We start from the raw sequence: 17,910 nt of genomic DNA, 5'->3' as shown, positions 1-17,910 counted from the left end.
GCCCAACCGATCAGCAGTTCGCCGTCGCGTCCGCCGACCGAGCACCATGCGGACTTACCTGGCGTTCGAGTCGCTTCGATCGTGCTCGGCTGCTGGTGTGTCGAATGCCTGAGCAACGGCGAGACTGTCCTCGTAGACGTGATGGCGGGTGATGAGGTCATTGTCGACGGTGATGTGTAGCGCGAAACGGGAACGATAGGCGCGGCCGGTGGGCCGGGCTGTCTGGCGGATTTCCCCCAAGACCACCGCATCCGGGCCGTCGACCAGGATGCGTTCGATCACGGTGCCGACCTTGTCGGGCACGTGGTAGCGGGCGATCTCGCGATAGTGCGCAGCCGCGTCGGCGCGCGTCGCACGGTGCCGAATCCACGGTGTTGCGGCCCGGCCGTGCTCCTTCTCGGGCCAATCCAGCTTCCAGTCGCTGACCGGGGCGTAGAGCGCTGCGATAGCGTCCGGGTCACCCGCGCCGATTCGATGCAGCAGTTCCTCCACGACGGTGCGGGTGGCGCTTGTCGCGATGTTGTTCATGTCGGCCACAATGCCCGAGGGGGCGAGCGGCGTCGATTACCTGCGACGTAATACCGTTTGACCCCGACAGTCCACCGACGGCTCGAGTTGTGCGCATGCGCGACCAACGGCAATACCGTAAGTTCGGGTCCACTCAGCCAGATGTCCTGTCGGACAACCAGATCAGCATCCGGTGTGGGCGGCCCCCTGAGCGCGGCCAGCGGTATGACCTTTAGGTTCGTACGCGCGATTCGCGCACCCAGAGCGGCGCCACGCGCGGTGTCGGTGTTAACGACACTAAGGTGCAGACCGGCCACACCGCCGATCCCGGCCGCTACCGCACCCAGACCCGCGACAGCAAGGTGACCACCCCGACCACCGAGATCGCCTTCGTCAGCTAGCCCCCGTATACAGCGGCATCGACATCAGATACCGCCGACGATGGGCGAATGGCCATGTGTAGCAATGGCCGTATCCGCCGCCCGACGGATGTGCGTGTGTCACGAGACCCGGAAAGCACGCCGGTAGGCACCCGGGGTTGTGCCCACCCGGGTATGGAAGCGGCGACGCAGGTTGACCGCTGTGCCGAGGCCGACGCGGGCGGCGATGGCCTCCACCGGCAGGTCGGTTTCCTCGAGCAAGGTGCGTGCCTCGGCCAGGCGACGCGACAGTAACCATGCGCCCGGGCTCGTGCCGAGTTGGTCGGCGAAGCGCCGGGCCAGCGTGCGGGGCGAGACGCTGAGGTGCGCGGCCAGATCGCCCACCGACAATGATGTTCCCAAGCGTGTGCCGGTCCATTCGAGCAGACCGTCCAGCGCATCCGCGGGCGGTGGGGGTGGCGCGTACTGTGCTCGGCCGCCGTCGCGATGCGGCGGCATCACCATATGCCGTGCGATGAGGGTGGCGTGCGCGGCCCCGTGGTCCTGTCGGACGAGGTGCAGGCACAGGTCGATACCCGCACCCGCACCGGCGCTCGTGGCGACATCGCCGTGGTCGACGTAGAGCATGTCCGGCTCCACCCGCACCTGAGGGAACTCCCGCGCCAGTTGCTCGGCGCGGGCCCAGTGCGTGGTGGCCGAACGGCCGTCCAGCAGCCCCGTGCGGGCCAGCGCGAACACCCCGGAGCAGATCGTGACCAGCCGCGCTCCACGGGCGTGCGCCCGCAACAGCGCGCGGTGCACGCGGGCGGACAGTGGTGTCTGCACCGGCATCCAGCCCGGTATGAGCACGGTATCCGCGGACGCGAGCGCTGAAAGGCCGCGCGATACGGATATCGCGTACCCGGCCGACGTCGGCACCGGGCCGGGCGTCTCCGTGCACACCTCGAACTCGTAGTGCTGCGGCACTCCGGCCCGCTGCGTACCGAATACCTCTACCGCACAGCCGAGTTCGAACGTCGACTGCACCGGCCGCACCAGGGCCACTACACGATGCATGGCAGAAAAGTACCCTATGATGTCTTGCTCGACACTTTCTCGGAGTGGCCGCACGCGGCACCGTGGGAGGCATGCATTCCGAAATCCTCGCTCAAGAGGGCTACACCTCCGTCTCGGTCACCGAATCCCCCGTCCGCGAGCTCTTCCCCGGGATCCGGGTACGTCCGCTATGGACAGGGCCGTCCGGTGCGCACGCCAACGTGCTCGAGATGGACCCGGGCACCTCATGGCCGCACCGCGACATCCACGAGCCCGGTCCGGAAGAGGTCTACGTGGTCGCGGGCACGTTCAACGACGGTGCGCGCGACTACCCGGCCGGGACGTTCCTGCACGCCCCGGCCGGATCGTGGCACGTCCCAGCGACCACGACCGGCTGCACGCTGTTCGTCTTCTACCCCGCAGGCTAGTTTTCGATGCTCGGACCCCATGACCCGCGTCGTCGAAAGTCGTTGCCGCAAAGGAGGAACCGCTGACAGCAGCGAGGACAAGGCCGCTCTCGGGTGATGCGGGCGAAGCGGTCAAGGGATGTGCGGCCGGCCGGTATAGGTGCCGGCGTAGGAGTCGCAGATCGCCTGCTGCACGGACTCGATAGTCCATGTGTCCGCGAGCTCCGGTCGTTGTCGTGATCATCAGCCCACGGTGCGCTACGGCCGCTGCGAGCACGCCGAGAAGCGATGTTCCGGTGAGGTGCATCGGCTCACGTGTCGGTGCTGGGCAACTCGATGATCGCGATGGCTCCGGTGGGGGTGTTGTGATCGATGCGGACGGTGCCGTGGTGTGCGGCGATGATCTCGGCGACGATGGCCAGTCCGAGCCCGGATCCGCCGGTGCCACGACCGCGGTCCTGCTGTGGTCGGTAGAAGCGATCGAAAATGCGTGCGCGGTCGGACGCGGCAATACCGGGGCCGTCGTCGGCGATCTCGATGTGGGCGTTGCGGTCGTCGCGTCGGAGTCGGACGGTGATGGTGCTGGCGGCGTAGCGGGTGGCGTTGTCGAGCAGATTGCGCACCGCGCGCGAGATCTGGGCGGGGTCGCCGGTGATGCGGGCGGGTTCGACGGCGAGGTCGATGGCGAGTGCGGTGGTGGTCCGGGTGCGAGCGACCTCGGCGGTGAGGATGTCATCGAGGTCGATATCGGTGTGCCGCCGGGTGAGGGCGTTTTCGTCGGCGCGGGCCAGCAGCAGCAGGTCGTCGATGAGTTGGCGCATGCGTTGGGCCTCGGGCAGCAGGGTGTCATCGAGCATGGCCGCGTCGAGGATGGCGGGTTGGGCGCGGCCCAGTTCGAGGGCGGCGGTGATGGTGGTGAGTGGGCTGCGCAGTTCGTGGGAGGCGTCGCTGATGAAGCGGCGTTGGGCGTTGTGCCCGGCCTCGATCCGCGCGAGCATATCGTTCATCGTCTCCGCCAGGGCCGCGATTTCGTCGCGCTGCGGTGGTACCGGGACGCGGTCGGTGAGGTCGGCACTGGTGATGGCGGCGACGCGGGTGCGAATGCGTTCGACCGACCGCAGTGAGCGCCCAACCAGAGCGTAGGTGGCCAGTGCGGCGAGCGCGACGATGAACGGGGTGGCGAAAGCGACCAGGGCCGCGACCAGTTTGATGGTGCGTTCGACTTCTTCCTGGTTGGTCGCGACCACGATGGTGTAGCGGCCGCCGCGCCCGTCGACGGTGGCCGCGCTGACTCTGCCTTCGTCGGCACGCGTCGTTGTGGGTAGGTCGTGGGCGATGCTTCCCGGGGCGGGGCGATCGACGATGATCGGGCGGTCGGGGCTGTCGGTGGAGCTCTGCACGACTCGGCCGGTCTGGTCGATGATCTGCACGATCGAGACCCGGTTGTCGGTTGCCAGTGCGCTGCGATCCAGGTCCGCGGGGGTGTCGATGGCGAGTTGGACGGTGACCTGGCGGATCCGGTCGGTGGCCGCGTCGTCGGAAGCAGTGATCAAGGAGCGATACAGCACGTAGGTCAGCGAGAGGGCGGCGATGGCGAGCCCTGCGGTGATGACGACCGCGACGATGAGCGCGGACCGCACCCGCAATCCCCATCGCGCGGGGCGGGTAAGGGTTCGGATCAATCCTGTTGCGGTATCGGCGAACCGGCGGCGTCGCGGTGCGGCGGCCGAGGATATGTCATCGGGTGGCGGGTGTCGGTTCATTGTGCTCAGCTTCGCGGGATGCGGTCGAGGGCGGGCACATTCGATTCATCGGTGTGTCGCGTTCGATGGTGCCGACACCATTCTTCGATGGTGTGTTCGCGCGTCGTCGGCGCAGCGCGGAGCACCGCCCCGCGTACCGCGCGTCGAACAGTCGTCGGCGAGATCCTCGGTCGGCCGGAACCGATCGGCCAGCAACGACGCCACGATGACCGCGACACTCACCGCACCGCGATCTGGGCGGTCGTGGCCTCGGAAACGACCTCGCCGACGGTCTGATCAACGAGGTGCAGGACAGCGGACATGCTCCGAGTCTGAGCGCGTGTTGCTGTGGAAACGCTGAGAGCTGCACCGATCGCCGAGCGGGTTCGGCTGTAATGAACCAGCAGACGATGACGGAAGGGCGGTGGCGGGTGCGGGTACTGGTGGTCGACGACGAGATCCGGCTGGCCGAGACGCTGCGGCGCGGTCTGTCGGCGGAGGGGTTCGTCGTCGAAGTCGCGCACGACGGAATCGACGGACTGGAACTGGCCGCGACCGGCGATTTCGACGTGCTGGTACTCGACATCATGCTGCCGGGCAAACATGGCTACCAGATCGTGCGGGAACTGCGCGAACGCCAGATATGGACGCCGGTACTGATGCTCTCGGCCAAAGACGGCGAGTACGACCAAGCCGACGCCTTCGACCTCGGCGCCGACGACTACCTGACCAAACCCTTCTCCTTCGTCATCCTCATCGCCCGACTACGGGCGTTGATCCGCCGCGGCGCACCGCAACGACCCGCGATTCTCACCGCTGGCAGCCTCACCCTGGATCCGGCGCGGCGAAGTGTCGGCCGCGCCGGACAGGAACTGTCGCTGACCCCGCGCGAATTCGGCGTGCTGGAATACCTGCTGCGCCGCAAGGGCGACGTCGTCACCAAATTCGACATCCTGCGCTCGGTCTGGGACGCCAACTACGAAGGCTCCGACAACGTCGTCGAGGTCTACATCGGCTATCTCCGCCGCAAGATCGACACCCCGTTCGGACTGGCCAGCATCGAAACCGTCCGCGGCGTCGGATACCGGCTCCTCGATACCACCTGACCAGCCGGTTCGATCGACGGAGCACCTACAGTGTGATCGGCCGCACACTTTCAGCGTGTTCTCAGCGGCGCTTCGGCAGACTCCGCGCCGATGGGTGTCGGCATCAGCGAAAGTGAGTACCGATGGTGAAGCATGCGGCTCGTCTGCTCGTCGACTACAAACTTCCCCAGATCACGGTGATGTTCTGGGTACTCAAGATCGCCGCGACCACCTTGGGCGAGACCGGTGGTGATCTGCTGGCGCAGACACTGAAGCTCGGCTACGCACAGGCATCGCTGCTGTTCCTGGCAATCTTCGTGATCAGTGTGCTGACCCAGTTACGGGTCCACCGATTCCACCCCGCGCTCTATTGGACGGTCATCGCGGCCACCAGCACGGCCGGAACGACCATGTCCGATCTCATCAACCGCGGACCCGGCTCGGACACCTCGACCGACGGTGGCCTCGGCTACGGCGTAGGAGCGTTGCTGCTCATTTCCGGGCTGGCTCTGGTGTTCGGGATCTGGAAACTCAGCGGACAGACCTTCGACGTCGCGAACATCACCACCTTCCGCGGTGAACTGCTCTATTGGGCCGCGATCCTGCTGTCCAACACCCTCGGCACTTCCCTGGGGGACTACCTTTCCGACAGCTCCGGCCTCGGCTACTGGGGCAGCGGCTTCCTGATCGCGGTCGTTATGGCGCTGATCCTGGCCGCCCACTACCTCACCAATATCTCTGGCGTACTGCTGTTCTGGATGGCCTTCGTCCTCACCCGTCCGCTCGGCGCGACCATGGGTGACTGGCTGTCCAAACCCCACACCAGCGGCGGGCTCGCGCTGGGCACCTACGGCACCTCCGCCGCGCTCCTGGCCATTCTGATCATCGGCATCGCCTACAACTACCGAAAGAGTCGGCGAACAGCCGTACCCACCACGATTGGGCCCACGCTCAACGACGACGCCGACACCGCACCTGACGCCTTGGGCGCTCGATAGTCGGCAAACCGCCCCGTGATTGCCATGCATTCGCTACGATTCCGCTCGTTCCGGTGAATCGGAAGGCCATAGGCGGTAGGTGCAGCCACATAGCCGCCGTTCGCGCTACACCGGACAGGGGGCTCCGGGGCTGGAGACCGACTCCCTGTCGCTGTGCCAATACCGTCAGCCTGGCAAAGGGAGCCAGTATGAAGCGAACCGACGCAACAGCCCCCGCATTCGAACTGCTCTCACACATCCACGCCGCGGGCTACACCTCCGTGGACCACTTCATCGCGACGCTACGCGTCGACCCACTGGCCGATACAACCCAGCTACCCCCGCTCGCTCCGGCACTGCCGTCTCGTCCGGGACGGCACCGCAAGTAGCGTTGCCGCGCCGGTCGGTCCTGCCGTCCGACTCCGTAGCGCCATGTGCGCGTATTCGAGCAAGGGCGCGACAGTCGGCATGCGCGGATGTTCGCGAGGGCCGGTGGCCGTTCACCGGTCGGTATGAACGGCCACTCTTCGCCCTCGACCAGCGAGCTAGGCCGCGCCCGCTGCGGTTCGGATGATATTCGCGACAACCTCGGGTCGGGAGACGTAGACAGCGTGGCTTCCCGGGGTCTCGACGACGCTCGCACCGATCCGTTCGGCCATCGAGGCTTGCGCCGCGGGCGGGATCATCTTGTCCTCGGTGACTCGCAGGTACCAGCTGGGCTTCACCCGCCAGGCGGCCTCACTCACGGTCCCGCCGAGCGCATCCAGGCCCCACGGAACCTGGGAGTCGGCCAGGAACGCCGCGTCCTGTGCGGCGAGATCTCCGGCGAAGGAGTCGTGAAACTTCGCCCGGTCGAGGAACAGGTATCCCTGCTGGGGTGCCAGGATCGGGGGCTGCGGCCCGTCTTGAGGGAAGGTGCCGATGAGTGTGCTCACCGACTCGCCCTTGTCGGGCGCGAAAGCGGTGATGTAGACCAAGGCGGTGACCTTGTCGTGGGTGCCCGCTTCGGTGATGACCGCTCCGCCGTAGGAATGTCCGACGAGGACGACCTCGCCGTCGATATCGTCGAGGATCTGTCGTGTGGTCGCGGCGTCGTCGGCGAGCGTTTTGGTCGGGTTCTGCACGACGCGCACGCTGAATCCGTCTCGAGTGAGCTCGTCATAGACCGCCCGCCATCCGGCCCCGTCCACGAAACCTCCGTGAACCAGGACGACGGTTTTGCTCTGTGCACTCATTCCGAGTCTCCTCTGCGCTGAATTGCTGTTCGGCACGACCGAATCTAGGTTGCCGGCAGAGATGGAGAATCCGTCAATTGACGTACATCAGTCGAGGCGTCTGCTCATCGCGTCGCGCAGGGCGCTGCGAGTGGTGATGCCGAGTTTCGGGAACACACGGTGCAGGTGGGTGGACACCGTTCTTGCCGACAGGAACAGGCGCTCGGCGATCTCCTTGTTGGTCAGCCCCGACGCCGCCAGTTCGGCGACCGCCTGCTCCTGTGGCGTCAGCACCGAGCCGCGGATCTCTTCGGGCGCGGGCTTCCCGGCTGCTCGCAGTTCCGATCGGGTCCGTTCCACCCATGGGATCGCTTGCAGGCGTTCGAATGCCTGCGCCGCGGTCGCCATATGTGCGCGGGCTGCAGCGGGTTCGCGCGCACGACGCAGCCGTTCCCCGTAGAGCAGTTCTATTCGGGCACGGTCGAATACCCATCGTTGGCTGTCGGGAGTGGCCAGCGCATCCTCGAACAGTGTGCGCCAGTGGTGTTCATCGGTGATGGCGAGCGCAGCGGTGGTCAGCATCCGGAGCTTGGATGACAGATTGGACACACCGGCTGCGACGGCGGCCTCGGCATGGGCTCGGGCCTCGACGACCCTGCCGCTGCGGGCCGCTGCTTCGGTGAGGTCGAGCACCAGCCACACCGCGTGCGGCGTGTAGTGCGGAAAGCTGCCCGATGCGTTGATCGATGCGGCATGTCGATATGCCTCATCGAAGGCCGAGCGCCCGAGTGCGGCAAGACATCGAATATGGGATGAGTAGGCGGCGAACGTCCCGAGATGCCGCGGCGCGGCCCACAGCAGCAGTTCCTCGGCGGCAAGGTCGGCGGCGGCGGTATGGCCGCGGGCCGCATCGACGAGTGCGCGCAGGAATCGGCCGGGACCCGCGAGCAATGTGTACCCGAACTCCGCGCACAACTGCAGCCCCTCATCGGTGACCTCGATCAGCTCATCCCAGTCGCCTTCGAAGTAATCGACCTGTGCGATCAAGAACAGCGCTTCGATGGCCTTGGCGATCGCACCGCCACGGCGACCGTCGGCGATCACCCGCCACAACGATTCGCGGGCACCACCGATGCGATCGACATAGGAGCCCGCAGTCACCACGCGGACGATCTGTAGTGGATCGGAGGTGAAGCGCAGGCCGTCGAGTGCGTCACCGAGTTGTCGCAGATCGTCCTGGGTGGCGCCGACCGGGTCGACGAAGATGTTGTGCAACAACGACAGCGTATCGGTCGGCTGCGGCTTCGCGCGCTCGATAGCCTCGTTGATGTCGTCCCAGAGTTCCGGCCGACCGCTGAAGAAGCCGACATATAACAACGTGTGCAAGGCCTCGACCATCGTGTCCTGGCCGGAGCCGATGTCCCGATCGTGAACTCGAATAGTCGCGAGGAGCAACCTGCCCGCAGTAGTGGCATCACCTTCATCGTTGAGGAGTTGGGAAGCCGCGGCGACAGCCGCTTCCAATGACGGTGTTTCACGGACCTCGGCCCGGGTCGCTTCCGATAGCAGGCGGGAGGTGTCGGCGAGGTCGCCGGTGATCAGTGCCCCCAAATAGGCCGCGCGCGCTGTCCGGCGGGCGCGATCGGAATCCAAGGGGCTAAGCTCGGCCGCGCGCAGCATCGCAGCTGTCGCGCGCCTGCTGTCGCCATGACGAATCATCTGCTGCGACAACGCTTCCAGCGATGCGGCGATCTCTTCATCGGGACCGACCGCAGCCTGCCCGAGGTGCCAGGCGCGCCGTTGTGGTTCCTTGGCGAACGCCTCGGCGAGTATGCGATGAACCTGACGGCGTTCCTCGCTGGTGGACTGCTCGATGACCGCCGAACGGATCAGCGGGTGACGGAACTCCATCATGCCCGTGCGCGGGTTCACGTGGATGATCCCGGCGCGCTCGGCGGGCGGTAGATCGGCCCGCCCCTCCGATGTGGGCGCGCAGTCCTGCAGAGTCATGCTCTTTTCGGCACCAGCGAGAATTACGAACAACAGCATCCGCCGAGTCCCTTCCGGAAGCCCAGCGAGCCGATCGGCGAATAGTCTCTGCAATCGGTCGGTCAGCGGCAGCACCCCGGGCAGAGTGGTCGGGGAACTGCCGTCCGCGAACGCGGCCGGCAGTTCGAGCAGCGCGAGCGGATTACCCCGGGCGTCATCGCGTAGGCGTCGACGAACGCTCGCGGACAGCGCCGGATAGGTGGCACGCAACAGCTCGTCCGAGTTGCTGTCATCCAGCGGCGACAGGTCGTGGACACGAAATCCGCTGCGTGTGAAGCCATCATCGGCTTCCGCACGCACCGCGACAAGCATCCGGATGTCGATCCCGCTCCAGCGCCGCGCCGCGTAACTCAACGCCATCGTGCTCGACAGATCGAGCCACTGCACATCGTCGACGATCAGAAGCGCAGGGCCCTGATCCGCTGCCGCTCGCAGCAGCGCCAACGTCGCGGCACCTGCGATCAGCTGCGTCGGCATCGCCCCCGGTGCCAACCCCATGATCACGTTCAACGCCTGCTGATGCGCGGAGCCGAGTTCGTCGATTCCGCTCAACAGTGGGTGTAGAAGCTGATTGAGCGCACCGAATTTCAGCTCGGCCTCGTACTCGAGCGCCGCCGCCCGCAAGACGCGAATGCCGTGGAACGCCGCGATATCGGCGGCCATATCCAGCACAGCGGTCTTTCCCACACCGGGCTCACCGCGGATGACCAACACCGGCTCGTCGCCACCCTGCCCGAGAACGAACGGCGTAATCAGGTCACGCTCGACGTCACGACCAACCAACACGACGACCCCTACCCCGTTCAACAACACTGTTCACCGAGTTAACGCCACCGGCGAACAGAAAGACAACCACTTCGCTCCAATCGTCCTGGACACTCGACCAGTTGGGACCGCATCAGGATCGGACCCCGGCCAGGATACGAACCGCCCGCATACGCGGTTGCGCTCTCGCCGGCGGCCATACACCACACCGCTGACCCGACCACGATCGTTGTCGAGCAAGAAGTGGTGGGAACAAAGTCCTCGGTCGCAAGACCAACAACTGGCCGAGCGCTGATATGCGGCACGACGGGGGCGCTGCCGCAACATCGAAGGCGTGGCGAGTTCAGCGGGGCCGCGGCGCCGGAAATGACTGCGCGGCAGCAAAAGCGGCCAGATCTACTTGCCGGAGAGCGTTCGAGATGCCGGTGACGACAGACATGCCCAGCGGTCCGGTCCGGTCGTACATGGTGGCCGCGGCAATGGCGACCCCGTCGGCCGCGACGTGGTCTTGGGCCTGCAGCCCCACCTCGGGCCCCTCGGGCAGGCGCGACAATGTCATGGTCACATCGCAATTGATGTAGCCGACGCCCTCGGTTCCCCAGTTGCACACCATGTTGGTCGCATCAGCGACGTAGGCGGCCAACTGGAATGGCGAGTTGGGCTCACCGTCAACCAAGGACGGGATGTCATGCCACGCACACTTCCGCTCACTGTTCTGACCCGAGGCGAAATCGCCGGTCCAGTCGAAGTCTCCGGACTTGAACAGCGGTGGGTCACCTTCGGCTCCGTCCAACTTCCGCACCGGTGTCGGCAACTGCCGCTCCGCCCGCCACACCTGTCCCGGTGGCTGCTCGGTGACCGCCAGATACATCACGGTCGCACGGGCCCGCACCTGATCGTGCTGCACGATCGAGGCATCGATCACGCGGACACGTCTGCCGTCGCGGACCACCTCACTATGCAGCCGGATCGGCTCGTCGAGGACTGGCCGGAAAAGATCCACGGTGAACCGGGCGGGAATGAATGCCGTTCCAGGACAGTGCGTTTCGGCCTGACGTGCCAGCAGACCACACACCGCGGTACCGCCCACCTGCGTCGGGGCCCACGGGCTGACCGCCAGTCCGGTCGCGCGATAGCGACCATCGACCTTTGAAGAATGCAACCACAGTGCCAGACCCCTCCCTGTCTTCAAGATCCCCTGAATTAGAACACGTTTCAGAATTGATAGGAAAGGACAGCTCAGCGTCCGGGGTGGGTCGGGCTCGAGTCGGAACAGGGCCAAGAACGTGGGTCTCCTTCGCCTCGACTACGTCGATGGTGGTCACCGCTGCCTGGCCTTCGTCGATCTCGTCGCACCACTGCCCGCGCGATCCAGCAGGTGGCTGCGTAGGTGGGCGAGAATCTCGGCGCGTGCGGGCCGGGCCGCGGGGACCAGGCCCGGCATGCTCAGGAAGGAGTGCACCGCTTCCGGATAGCGGGTCAGCGTCACGTCGACTCCCGCCTGTCGCAGGCGGTCGGCGTAGGCCGGAGCCTGATCTTCCAGCGGGTCCAGACCCGCGGCTTGGATGAGCGCAGGGGCGAGTCCGGCGAGGTTCTCGCTCCACAGCGGTGAAATCACCCGGGCGTCGAAGGATTCGGGAACTGCTATGCGCTGCACCGCACGGCAATTGGCCGGTGTCGCGGTCGGGCTGTCCGCGTTCTCGGTGAACGAGGGGTACTCGAAGACACGGTCGGTCCAATCCAGCTGCGGATTGATCAGCACTTGGGCGCGCACCGACAGTCCGAATTCATCCGCCCTGATCGCCGCGAGAGCCGCGAGCGAAGCTCCCGCGCTGGCACCCAGCAGAGCGATCCGGGTCGGATCGGCTTCCCACACCGTGGCCTGCTCGGCGAGGCGCCGTACAGCATCGAAGCCGTCCTCGACGGGTGCGGGCACGGGATGCTCGGGCGCCAGCCGATAGTCGACCGAGGCGACCACCGCCGGAAGGTCGGCCGCCAGGTGACTGAGGAGCCAGTCGTCCTGGTCCGGTGCGCCGCCGATGAATCCGCCGCCATGGAACGCGACGATCAGCGGCAGCGCCGAACCTCCCCGCTCGGGCCGGTACACCCGGACGTTCAGCCGACGCCCCGGGAGATCGAGTGCGTGTGTGGTGATTCGCGCACCACGATCGGGTCTGCCGGTGGCGAGCCGGAACACCGGGGACCGGCGCTTGCGGTTCGATACTTCGCGCAATTCGATGACCTGATCCGGGGTGATCGAATCCCAGTCCGGGTCGGTGGTCAGTGCGGCCAGGATCCGAACTCGCAGTGGAACTTTGCCTCGCATGATGTGACCTCCGGCTGCTCGTGATGCTCCCTGTCGGCCGCGGTGTTTCGTGCGACCCATCGGTACCCTCGCAGGTGTGACCGTTGGTGCGCTTTCGGAAATATGCGGTGCGGCAATATCGCCGATGGTGTGGCTGCGACCGGGTCATGTCGGATACATCGGGCCGGAACTCGGCGTCGACCTGCATGCCGCCTCGGTCGCGGTGCTGAGCGTCGGCCTGCACGGACCGTTCGTCCTGGAGACCGCCGCACACGGGGAGATCCGCACCGGCAGTTCCTTCGCCCCCGCCCGCGCGGTGCACCGTGTCATCGCCCCCGAGCGGTGGATCCTGCTGCTGTTCGTCGACCCCGCAGGCGCACCCGCCACCGGCATCGCGGAAGAGATGACGGCTACCGCTGGGCCCTACGGTCTCGGTCACCGACGGGAAGAGGAGCTCGTCGAGCTGTGCGGTGCAGCTGACGTGGATCCGGAGCGAATCTTCGCTCGGGCCATCGCCGGTCGAGCACCGGTCGCCGATCCGCGGATAGAGTGGGTAGCCGCCGCGATCCGCCGGAACCCGAATCACACGTTCCGGGCCGATGCGATCGCCGCGAACCTTGGCCTGTCCACCACCCATTTCCTCCGCGTATTCGCCCAGCGGAGCGGCACCACATTCCGCGGCTATCAGCGGTGGGCTCGCGTCATCCACGCACTCCGGGACGCCGCGGTCGGCCGCGACCTCACCCGATGCGCTACCGACGCCGGTTTCGCCACCCCGTCCCACTTCAGCGAAACTTTCCACCACATGTTCGGACTGTCCGCCAGCACACTGCTGCGCTCCGGTATCCGCTTCGATCTCGGAACCTAGCCTGCGCCTCGATCTTTCGATAGTCGGCGGACTGCTCGGGGTGACGATCAGCGCGGTGTCCGAACGCCTGGATCGGCTCAGGCCGGGGCGACCTCCCACGCGAACCCGTCCGGGTCGGCCAAGGGACCGATACCGCCGCCGATGACGACCCGGTGCGACCCGGTGCCCTCCGGTGCGACGCCTGCGTCCTTGGCGGCAGCACGGCGTCCGTAGAGCGCCAGCTTGACCGCGGACGGTGGGGTATCGAACTCGACGTACTTACTGCCGAAGCTCTTCGCCACGGTCAGGCCGTGGTCGACGTAGAACTGCTTGGTCGCCTTGACGTTGTCGACTCCGAGGAGCACCACGAAATCGTCGACCTCGCGGGTGGCCGGGCCGGTGTCTTTCTTCGACGATGTCGCGATCTTCCAGATCGCCCCGTCCGGAGCCTGGATGACGCCGCCGTAGCCCCAGAAGCTCTTCTTGGCCGGCTTCAGCGTCGTCGCGCCTGCGTCGAGAGCGGTGCCGATGAGGCTGTCGACGGTGCTCGGCTGAGAAACTACGAGCGAGAGTATGAAGCCACGAAAGCCGGTCGTCGGCGCCTCGGAGGCGCGGAACCGCACCTTGTCGCCGAGGCCGAACGCGGCGGCGTAGAAGTCCGCGGCGGCCGCGGGGTCGGGCACCTCGAGGATGACGGACTCGATATTGGTCTGATCAGCGGTGATGTTCATGGCAATAACGCTATGTGCTACTCGGTGACCGGCGCTTCTCGATTCCTGATCGGTCTGCTGACCTCTTTCGCCACGCACGGCGGCGTCCCCGCTGTCACGCATCGCCGCGTGGTGGAGTGGTACACGCTGGGCAACCCGCCCGACGCCGTGAATGGTCCAACGACGATCCCCGTTCGAGACGGCGGTGAAACGGGTTGATCCGCTGCTTCGGACGGTAGGCCTGTCGCGACAATCTGTCGGGGCACATCGTTAGTCTGCGGGGATGGTCAAACCTGATTCGGCACTGCGCCGCCTGCTGCGTGAAACAGGAAAGTTACTGCAGCCGTATGGGTTTCACGGCTCCGAACCCGCGTGGGTACGGGTCGAGCCGGGCGGTGTCGCGTCCGTCGGGCGCACCCGAGTTTCCCGCACCTGGACCGACGGACAGCAGGTGCTCGGATTCGGCTTGGACCTGAGCGCCACACCGACGGCCTGGTGGGAATTCAGCAACTGGCGCAACGCCCGGTTGGGCATGCCGCCCACACCGCTGGATGAGGCTGCCGGCCCCGGCCTGATCGACGCCTACGCCCTGCCGGACGAACTGACCGCGATGTGGTCCCTGCGGCTCGACCCGGAGCAACCGGGCCAGCACGTGCTGCAGACCGACATCGACGCCATCCGCGCCGAACTGCCCCGGCGCGTACATGCCTACGCGCGCAGAGCATTACGGCTGGTAGAGCCGGATCGGTATCTCGACGAGCTGCTGACCCAACCGAACCCACAGAGCCGGACCTGGGAGGCGATCGTTGTCCTGCTCGCCGATCGGGGGCCGGGACCACAACTCGACGACGCATTCGACAAACTCCGAAAGTGCGTCGCGGAACAAGACGCGGCCTACGCCGACGATGTCATCGCATACGCGCAGAACCGAGCTGCCCTGGTCTGAAAGAAGTCTCGGCCGCACCGCAAACCGAGCGAACAGGCGATCAGCGGCATGACAGCGCATTCAGAGCGTGATCGCCCTGGCGTCTCGCGTGTGCACTCGATGTCGCTGCCCGCGATCGGTAGTGCGTCGTCAGGCGTTGAACGAATGCAGACGTGCGGTCGCGAGGGTCTGTTGCGCGCCGAACGCCTCGAACGTGCTGACGGGCTGGAAGCCTAGGCGGGCAGCGAGTTTCAGTGAACGGTCGTTGGCGGACCGGGTGACGATCAGAACCGGCTGGTCGGGCAGTTCGGCGGCAGCGGCCTGCAGTGCGGCGGTCGCGGCTACGAGCGTAGAAGACGGTGCCGATCGTCGGCGACACCCCGGTGCACGCCCCTGACGTTGGTGTCGGTGGGCGGTCCCGAGGTGCCGCTGCCGGTGTTGTCGGGTTGGCCGAGGCTGGGGTGTGCTAGGCGGCGGTGGCGTGGCGGATGATGATGTTGCCGTACAAGTTACGCGCGTACACCTGCACGGTTTCCTCGATGTCCCGCGCCCGGCCGACCGATTCCATCAGGTTCTGCACGGTGCCGTGCAGGGCGTTGGATTCCAGCCGCGCCGCGCTGCCCGGGCTGATGCCTACCTCGAGCTCGCCCATGGATGTCTCGAGCCGCAGCACGCCGCGCGATGCCTGGTCGATGCGGATGTTGCCTTTGGCGGTTTTCGCGGTCACCGAGCCGCGTGGGCGTTCGACGGTGATGTCGCCGGCGGAGATCTCCAGGTCGCACTGGTCGAGTTCGCCGGTGGCCAGCAATCGGCCCACACCGGCGGTGCCCTTGAGCCGGGAGCCGGTCGGCACCTCGATGGTCACCTCGATCGACGGGTTGCCGCCGAACGGGGTGTAGGTCCGCCAGTCCTTCGGCGTTTTGACGGTCAGGGTGCCGGCGACGAAATCGACCTGGGTCTGCTCGGCGGCGCGCACGTCACCCTTTTTGGACTCATCGGCCGGCCGGACCGCGACGACGGTGTCGGTGCGGTCGGAGGCGATCACCGCGACGCTGCCGGAGAGCGCGTCGACGGTGATGGCGATCGGTTCCGGAGTCTGGAATGTGGGCATGGCTGTACTCCTTGGTGTCTGAAATGGGCTTCGTGTGCGAACCGGGGCGGCGGGTCAGCGGACCCAGCCGGTGGGCTGGTCCACGATGCCGACGTCGGCACCGATAGTGCGATCGATGCCATCGAGGACCGTCTTGTCCCCGTAGGCCGTCCGCAACGCGGAAACTGCAATTGCTGTGCTGTTCATATGAATACTGTCGCCAGCCCGGCTGATACCGACCTGACTCCGACCTGACACACCAACTGACACGGCGCTCAGCCTGGTCACAGCGGACGAGCCGACGGTTTTACCGCGCCGTTTCCGTCCAGGTGACCGGCAGTTCGTGGACGCCGTAGATATTCATGTCGGTCTTGAGTTTCACTTCGCCGGCGGGGATGGCGAGTTCGAGGGTCGGGAAGCGACGCAGCAGTCCCCCGAAACCGGCGCGCATCTCGATGCGGGCCAGTTGCTGGCCGAGGCATTGGTGAATGCCGTGGCCGAAGGACAGGTGACCGCGGGCCTTGCGTTGGATGTCCACGGTGTCGGGGTTGTCGAAGCGCTCGGGATCGTGGTTGGCGGCCAGCAGCGAGATAACGACGGTCGATCCTTTGCCGATTGTTTCGCCGCCGAGTTCGATGTCCTCCGTGGCGTAGCGATAGAAGATATCGGCAACCGACAGGTAGCGCATGAGTTCCTCGACGGCATCGGGCAGCAGATCCGGGTCGGCGCGCAGTTCGGCCAGCTGTTCGGGGTGCTCCAGCAGTGCGAAGGTGCCCAGCGCCAGCATGTTGGCGGTGGTCTCGTGGCCCGCGAGCAGCAGCAGGAAGGCGATGCCGGTCAGCTCCTCGATGGTGAGGTCGTCATGGCGGGCCAGGTCCGACAGTATGTCCTCGCCGGGTTCGGCGCGCTTGCGCGTGATCAGTTCGGCCAGGTAGGTGGTCATTGCGCCGTACGCGGCCATCTTCTCCTCGAGCGCCTGGTCCTTGACCAGGAACTTGGCGGAGTTGACCTGGAAGGTCTCCCGGTCCGCGTAGGGGACACCGAGCAGCTCGCAGATCACCAGCGAGGGCACCGGCAGCGCGAACGCCTCGACCAGGTCGATCGGCGGGGTCTGGCGCGCCATCTCGTCCAGTTGCCGCTCGGTGATGTCGATGATGTGCTCTTCGAGCTGCTTCATGCGTTTGACGGTGAAGGCGCCGATGAGCTTGCGCCGCAGCCGGGTGTGGTCCGGCGGGTCCATGGCGATGAACAAGCCCGGGATCTGCGGGGAAGGTTCGGTAGCGACGGGCATGCCGGGGGTCTCGTACGGCACGTGGACAATGCCGATGTCCCTGCGTGAGCTGAACCGGGTGTCGGCCATGAGCTGGCGGACCGCGGCGTAGCCGGTGACGAGCCAGCCCTCGTGGCCGTCGGGGAAGACCATGGGACTGACAGGGCGAGCCTCGCGCAGCCGGGTGATTTCGCGGGGCGGGTCGAAGGGGCCAGCGTTGCGCTCCATGGGGAGGCCGTGCGGGATGGGAGCCGTTTGACTCATCGGATTTCCTTTCGTGGCGGTTGTTGCGCCGCAGACGTGGTCTCTAGTCGGCGGAGACGATGGTGATCGCGCCGGACGGGCACACCTGGGCGGCCTCGCGGACGGCCGGCTCCAGCTCGGGCGCGGGTGTGACATCCAGTTGCACCACCCGGCCGTCCTCGATGTCCTGGTCGAACACTCCGGGGGCGGTCAGTACGCACATGCCGGCGCCGATGCAGCGCTCCCGGTCCACCCTGAGTTCCATCAGTTACCCCTCCTCGCAGGTGACCGGGTGGGAGCCCGAATCAATGCCATCGAGGATCGTCTTGTCCCCGTACGTCTTCCGCAGCCCAGAAGCG

The 17,910-nt window shown here is 66.3% G+C and carries 19 protein-coding genes and 1 pseudogene; 7 read left to right on the top strand and 13 right to left on the bottom strand.

The genetic code is table 11. The annotated features are described in order from the left end of the window. Positions 1 to 54 precede the first annotated feature (54 nt). Both ACQP1G_RS15410 and ACQP1G_RS15405 read right to left on the bottom strand, forming a co-directional pair. Complete coding sequence (locus ACQP1G_RS15410; RefSeq protein ID WP_433204135.1) at positions 55 to 528, bottom strand: nuclear transport factor 2 family protein; 474 nt, start codon at positions 526 to 528, stop codon at positions 55 to 57. Between the two features lie 479 nt (positions 529 to 1,007). After that, on the bottom strand, positions 1,008 to 1,943 hold the full coding sequence (locus ACQP1G_RS15405) for a GlxA family transcriptional regulator (protein ID WP_433204132.1): 936 nt from the start codon (positions 1,941 to 1,943) through the stop codon (positions 1,008 to 1,010). A gap of 71 nt (positions 1,944 to 2,014) precedes the next feature. Between ACQP1G_RS15405 and ACQP1G_RS15400 the strand changes: the two genes are divergently transcribed. Further along, positions 2,015 to 2,350 (top strand): cupin domain-containing protein, encoded by a 336-nt coding sequence (locus ACQP1G_RS15400; protein ID WP_433204129.1) that lies wholly within the window; start codon positions 2,015 to 2,017, stop codon positions 2,348 to 2,350. 290 nt (positions 2,351 to 2,640) lie between these two features. On the opposite strand, the gene ACQP1G_RS15395 is transcribed toward ACQP1G_RS15400, so the two are convergent. Next, positions 2,641 to 4,092, bottom strand: coding sequence for a HAMP domain-containing sensor histidine kinase (locus ACQP1G_RS15395; protein ID WP_433204127.1), 1,452 nt, complete (start codon positions 4,090 to 4,092; stop codon positions 2,641 to 2,643). Between the two features lie 87 nt (positions 4,093 to 4,179). On the opposite strand from ACQP1G_RS15395, the gene ACQP1G_RS15390 reads away from it, so the two are divergent. The 4 genes from ACQP1G_RS15390 to ACQP1G_RS15375 all read left to right on the top strand — a co-directional run bounded on the left by ACQP1G_RS15390 (position 4,180) and on the right by ACQP1G_RS15375 (position 6,522). Then, complete coding sequence (locus ACQP1G_RS15390; protein ID WP_433204124.1) at positions 4,180 to 4,368, top strand: hypothetical protein; 189 nt, start codon at positions 4,180 to 4,182, stop codon at positions 4,366 to 4,368. 134 nt (positions 4,369 to 4,502) lie between these two features. Continuing rightward, positions 4,503 to 5,177: a response regulator transcription factor gene (locus ACQP1G_RS15385; RefSeq protein ID WP_433208533.1), complete on the top strand. Its 675-nt coding sequence runs from the start codon at positions 4,503 to 4,505 to the stop codon at positions 5,175 to 5,177. Positions 5,178 to 5,299: 122 nt separating this feature from the next. After that, a complete protein-coding gene (locus tag ACQP1G_RS15380; RefSeq protein WP_433204122.1) occupies positions 5,300 to 6,154 on the top strand; it encodes a COG4705 family protein in 855 nt (284 codons plus the stop codon). 188 nt (positions 6,155 to 6,342) lie between these two features. Next, entirely contained in the window at positions 6,343 to 6,522 is a 180-nt protein-coding gene (locus ACQP1G_RS15375) for a hypothetical protein (RefSeq protein ID WP_433204119.1), read from the top strand. A gap of 156 nt (positions 6,523 to 6,678) precedes the next feature. On the opposite strand, the gene ACQP1G_RS15370 is transcribed toward ACQP1G_RS15375, so the two are convergent. The 4 genes from ACQP1G_RS15370 to ACQP1G_RS15355 all read right to left on the bottom strand — a co-directional run bounded on the left by ACQP1G_RS15370 (position 6,679) and on the right by ACQP1G_RS15355 (position 12,487). Beyond that, positions 6,679 to 7,368 (bottom strand): alpha/beta fold hydrolase, encoded by a 690-nt coding sequence (locus ACQP1G_RS15370; RefSeq protein ID WP_433204116.1) that lies wholly within the window; start codon positions 7,366 to 7,368, stop codon positions 6,679 to 6,681. Positions 7,369 to 7,455: 87 nt separating this feature from the next. After that, on the bottom strand, positions 7,456 to 10,182 hold the full coding sequence (locus ACQP1G_RS15365; RefSeq protein WP_433204113.1) for a LuxR C-terminal-related transcriptional regulator: 2,727 nt from the start codon (positions 10,180 to 10,182) through the stop codon (positions 7,456 to 7,458). A 322-nt stretch (positions 10,183 to 10,504) separates the two neighbouring features. Further along, positions 10,505 to 11,353: an acyl-CoA thioesterase domain-containing protein gene (locus ACQP1G_RS15360; RefSeq protein ID WP_433204110.1), complete on the bottom strand. Its 849-nt coding sequence runs from the start codon at positions 11,351 to 11,353 to the stop codon at positions 10,505 to 10,507. Positions 11,354 to 11,482: 129 nt separating this feature from the next. Then, complete coding sequence (locus ACQP1G_RS15355) at positions 11,483 to 12,487, bottom strand: alpha/beta hydrolase (RefSeq protein ID WP_433204107.1); 1,005 nt, start codon at positions 12,485 to 12,487, stop codon at positions 11,483 to 11,485. 76 nt (positions 12,488 to 12,563) lie between these two features. On the opposite strand from ACQP1G_RS15355, the gene ACQP1G_RS15350 reads away from it, so the two are divergent. Further along, a complete protein-coding gene (locus ACQP1G_RS15350) occupies positions 12,564 to 13,334 on the top strand; it encodes a helix-turn-helix domain-containing protein (RefSeq protein ID WP_433204104.1) in 771 nt (256 codons plus the stop codon). Positions 13,335 to 13,411: 77 nt separating this feature from the next. Here the strand turns inward: ACQP1G_RS15350 and ACQP1G_RS15345 are convergent, their stop codons facing one another. Then, positions 13,412 to 14,044 carry a glyoxalase gene (locus tag ACQP1G_RS15345; protein ID WP_433204101.1) on the bottom strand — a complete coding sequence of 211 codons (633 nt, stop codon included), beginning with the start codon at positions 14,042 to 14,044 and terminating at the stop codon, positions 13,412 to 13,414. A gap of 262 nt (positions 14,045 to 14,306) precedes the next feature. On the opposite strand from ACQP1G_RS15345, the gene ACQP1G_RS15340 reads away from it, so the two are divergent. Further along, entirely contained in the window at positions 14,307 to 14,969 is a 663-nt protein-coding gene (locus tag ACQP1G_RS15340; protein WP_433204098.1) for a hypothetical protein, read from the top strand. 129 nt (positions 14,970 to 15,098) lie between these two features. On the opposite strand, the pseudogene ACQP1G_RS15335 reads toward ACQP1G_RS15340, so the two are convergent. The 5 genes and pseudogenes from ACQP1G_RS15335 to ACQP1G_RS15315 all read right to left on the bottom strand — a co-directional run. Next, positions 15,099 to 15,290: pseudogene (locus ACQP1G_RS15335) on the bottom strand (GNAT family N-acetyltransferase); the annotation flags it as partial. 124 nt (positions 15,291 to 15,414) lie between these two features. Continuing rightward, positions 15,415 to 16,059: a hypothetical protein gene (locus ACQP1G_RS15330; RefSeq protein WP_433204095.1), complete on the bottom strand. Its 645-nt coding sequence runs from the start codon at positions 16,057 to 16,059 to the stop codon at positions 15,415 to 15,417. A gap of 54 nt (positions 16,060 to 16,113) precedes the next feature. Further along, positions 16,114 to 16,245, bottom strand: a complete 132-nt coding sequence (locus tag ACQP1G_RS15325; protein WP_433204092.1) for a hypothetical protein — start codon at positions 16,243 to 16,245, stop codon at positions 16,114 to 16,116. 100 nt (positions 16,246 to 16,345) lie between these two features. Next, on the bottom strand, positions 16,346 to 17,572 hold the full coding sequence (locus ACQP1G_RS15320; protein WP_433204089.1) for a cytochrome P450: 1,227 nt from the start codon (positions 17,570 to 17,572) through the stop codon (positions 16,346 to 16,348). Between the two features lie 43 nt (positions 17,573 to 17,615). Next, positions 17,616 to 17,816 carry a ferredoxin gene (locus ACQP1G_RS15315; protein WP_433204086.1) on the bottom strand — a complete coding sequence of 67 codons (201 nt, stop codon included), beginning with the start codon at positions 17,814 to 17,816 and terminating at the stop codon, positions 17,616 to 17,618. Between the last annotated feature and the right edge of the window lie 94 nt (positions 17,817 to 17,910).

This window comes from Nocardia sp. CA-107356 (assembly GCF_050946365.1).
GTDB lineage: Bacteria > Actinomycetota > Actinomycetes > Mycobacteriales > Mycobacteriaceae > Nocardia.
Note: the sequence above shows the minus strand (reverse complement) of the source record. Positions and strands in the feature narration are given on the sequence as shown.

Coding starts and splice junctions, on each gene's coding strand:
- ACQP1G_RS15320 (WP_433204089.1), bottom strand. CDS start 17,572: ATGAGTCAAACGGCTCCCATCCCGCACGGCCTCCCCATGGAGCGCAAC.
- ACQP1G_RS15375 (WP_433204119.1), top strand. CDS start 6,343: ATGAAGCGAACCGACGCAACAGCCCCCGCATTCGAACTGCTCTCACAC.
- ACQP1G_RS15330 (WP_433204095.1), bottom strand. CDS start 16,059: ATGCCCACATTCCAGACTCCGGAACCGATCGCCATCACCGTCGACGCG.
- ACQP1G_RS15325 (WP_433204092.1), bottom strand. CDS start 16,245: ATGAACAGCACAGCAATTGCAGTTTCCGCGTTGCGGACGGCCTACGGG.
- ACQP1G_RS15400 (WP_433204129.1), top strand. CDS start 2,015: ATGCATTCCGAAATCCTCGCTCAAGAGGGCTACACCTCCGTCTCGGTC.
- ACQP1G_RS15405 (WP_433204132.1), bottom strand. CDS start 1,943: ATGCATCGTGTAGTGGCCCTGGTGCGGCCGGTGCAGTCGACGTTCGAA.
- ACQP1G_RS15390 (WP_433204124.1), top strand. CDS start 4,180: ATGGTGTGTTCGCGCGTCGTCGGCGCAGCGCGGAGCACCGCCCCGCGT.
- ACQP1G_RS15395 (WP_433204127.1), bottom strand. CDS start 4,092: ATGAACCGACACCCGCCACCCGATGACATATCCTCGGCCGCCGCACCG.
- ACQP1G_RS15355 (WP_433204107.1), bottom strand. CDS start 12,487: ATGCGAGGCAAAGTTCCACTGCGAGTTCGGATCCTGGCCGCACTGACC.
- ACQP1G_RS15340 (WP_433204098.1), top strand. CDS start 14,307: ATGGTCAAACCTGATTCGGCACTGCGCCGCCTGCTGCGTGAAACAGGA.
- ACQP1G_RS15380 (WP_433204122.1), top strand. CDS start 5,300: ATGGTGAAGCATGCGGCTCGTCTGCTCGTCGACTACAAACTTCCCCAG.
- ACQP1G_RS15345 (WP_433204101.1), bottom strand. CDS start 14,044: ATGAACATCACCGCTGATCAGACCAATATCGAGTCCGTCATCCTCGAG.
- ACQP1G_RS15410 (WP_433204135.1), bottom strand. CDS start 528: ATGAACAACATCGCGACAAGCGCCACCCGCACCGTCGTGGAGGAACTG.
- ACQP1G_RS15370 (WP_433204116.1), bottom strand. CDS start 7,368: ATGAGTGCACAGAGCAAAACCGTCGTCCTGGTTCACGGAGGTTTCGTG.
- ACQP1G_RS15315 (WP_433204086.1), bottom strand. CDS start 17,816: ATGGAACTCAGGGTGGACCGGGAGCGCTGCATCGGCGCCGGCATGTGC.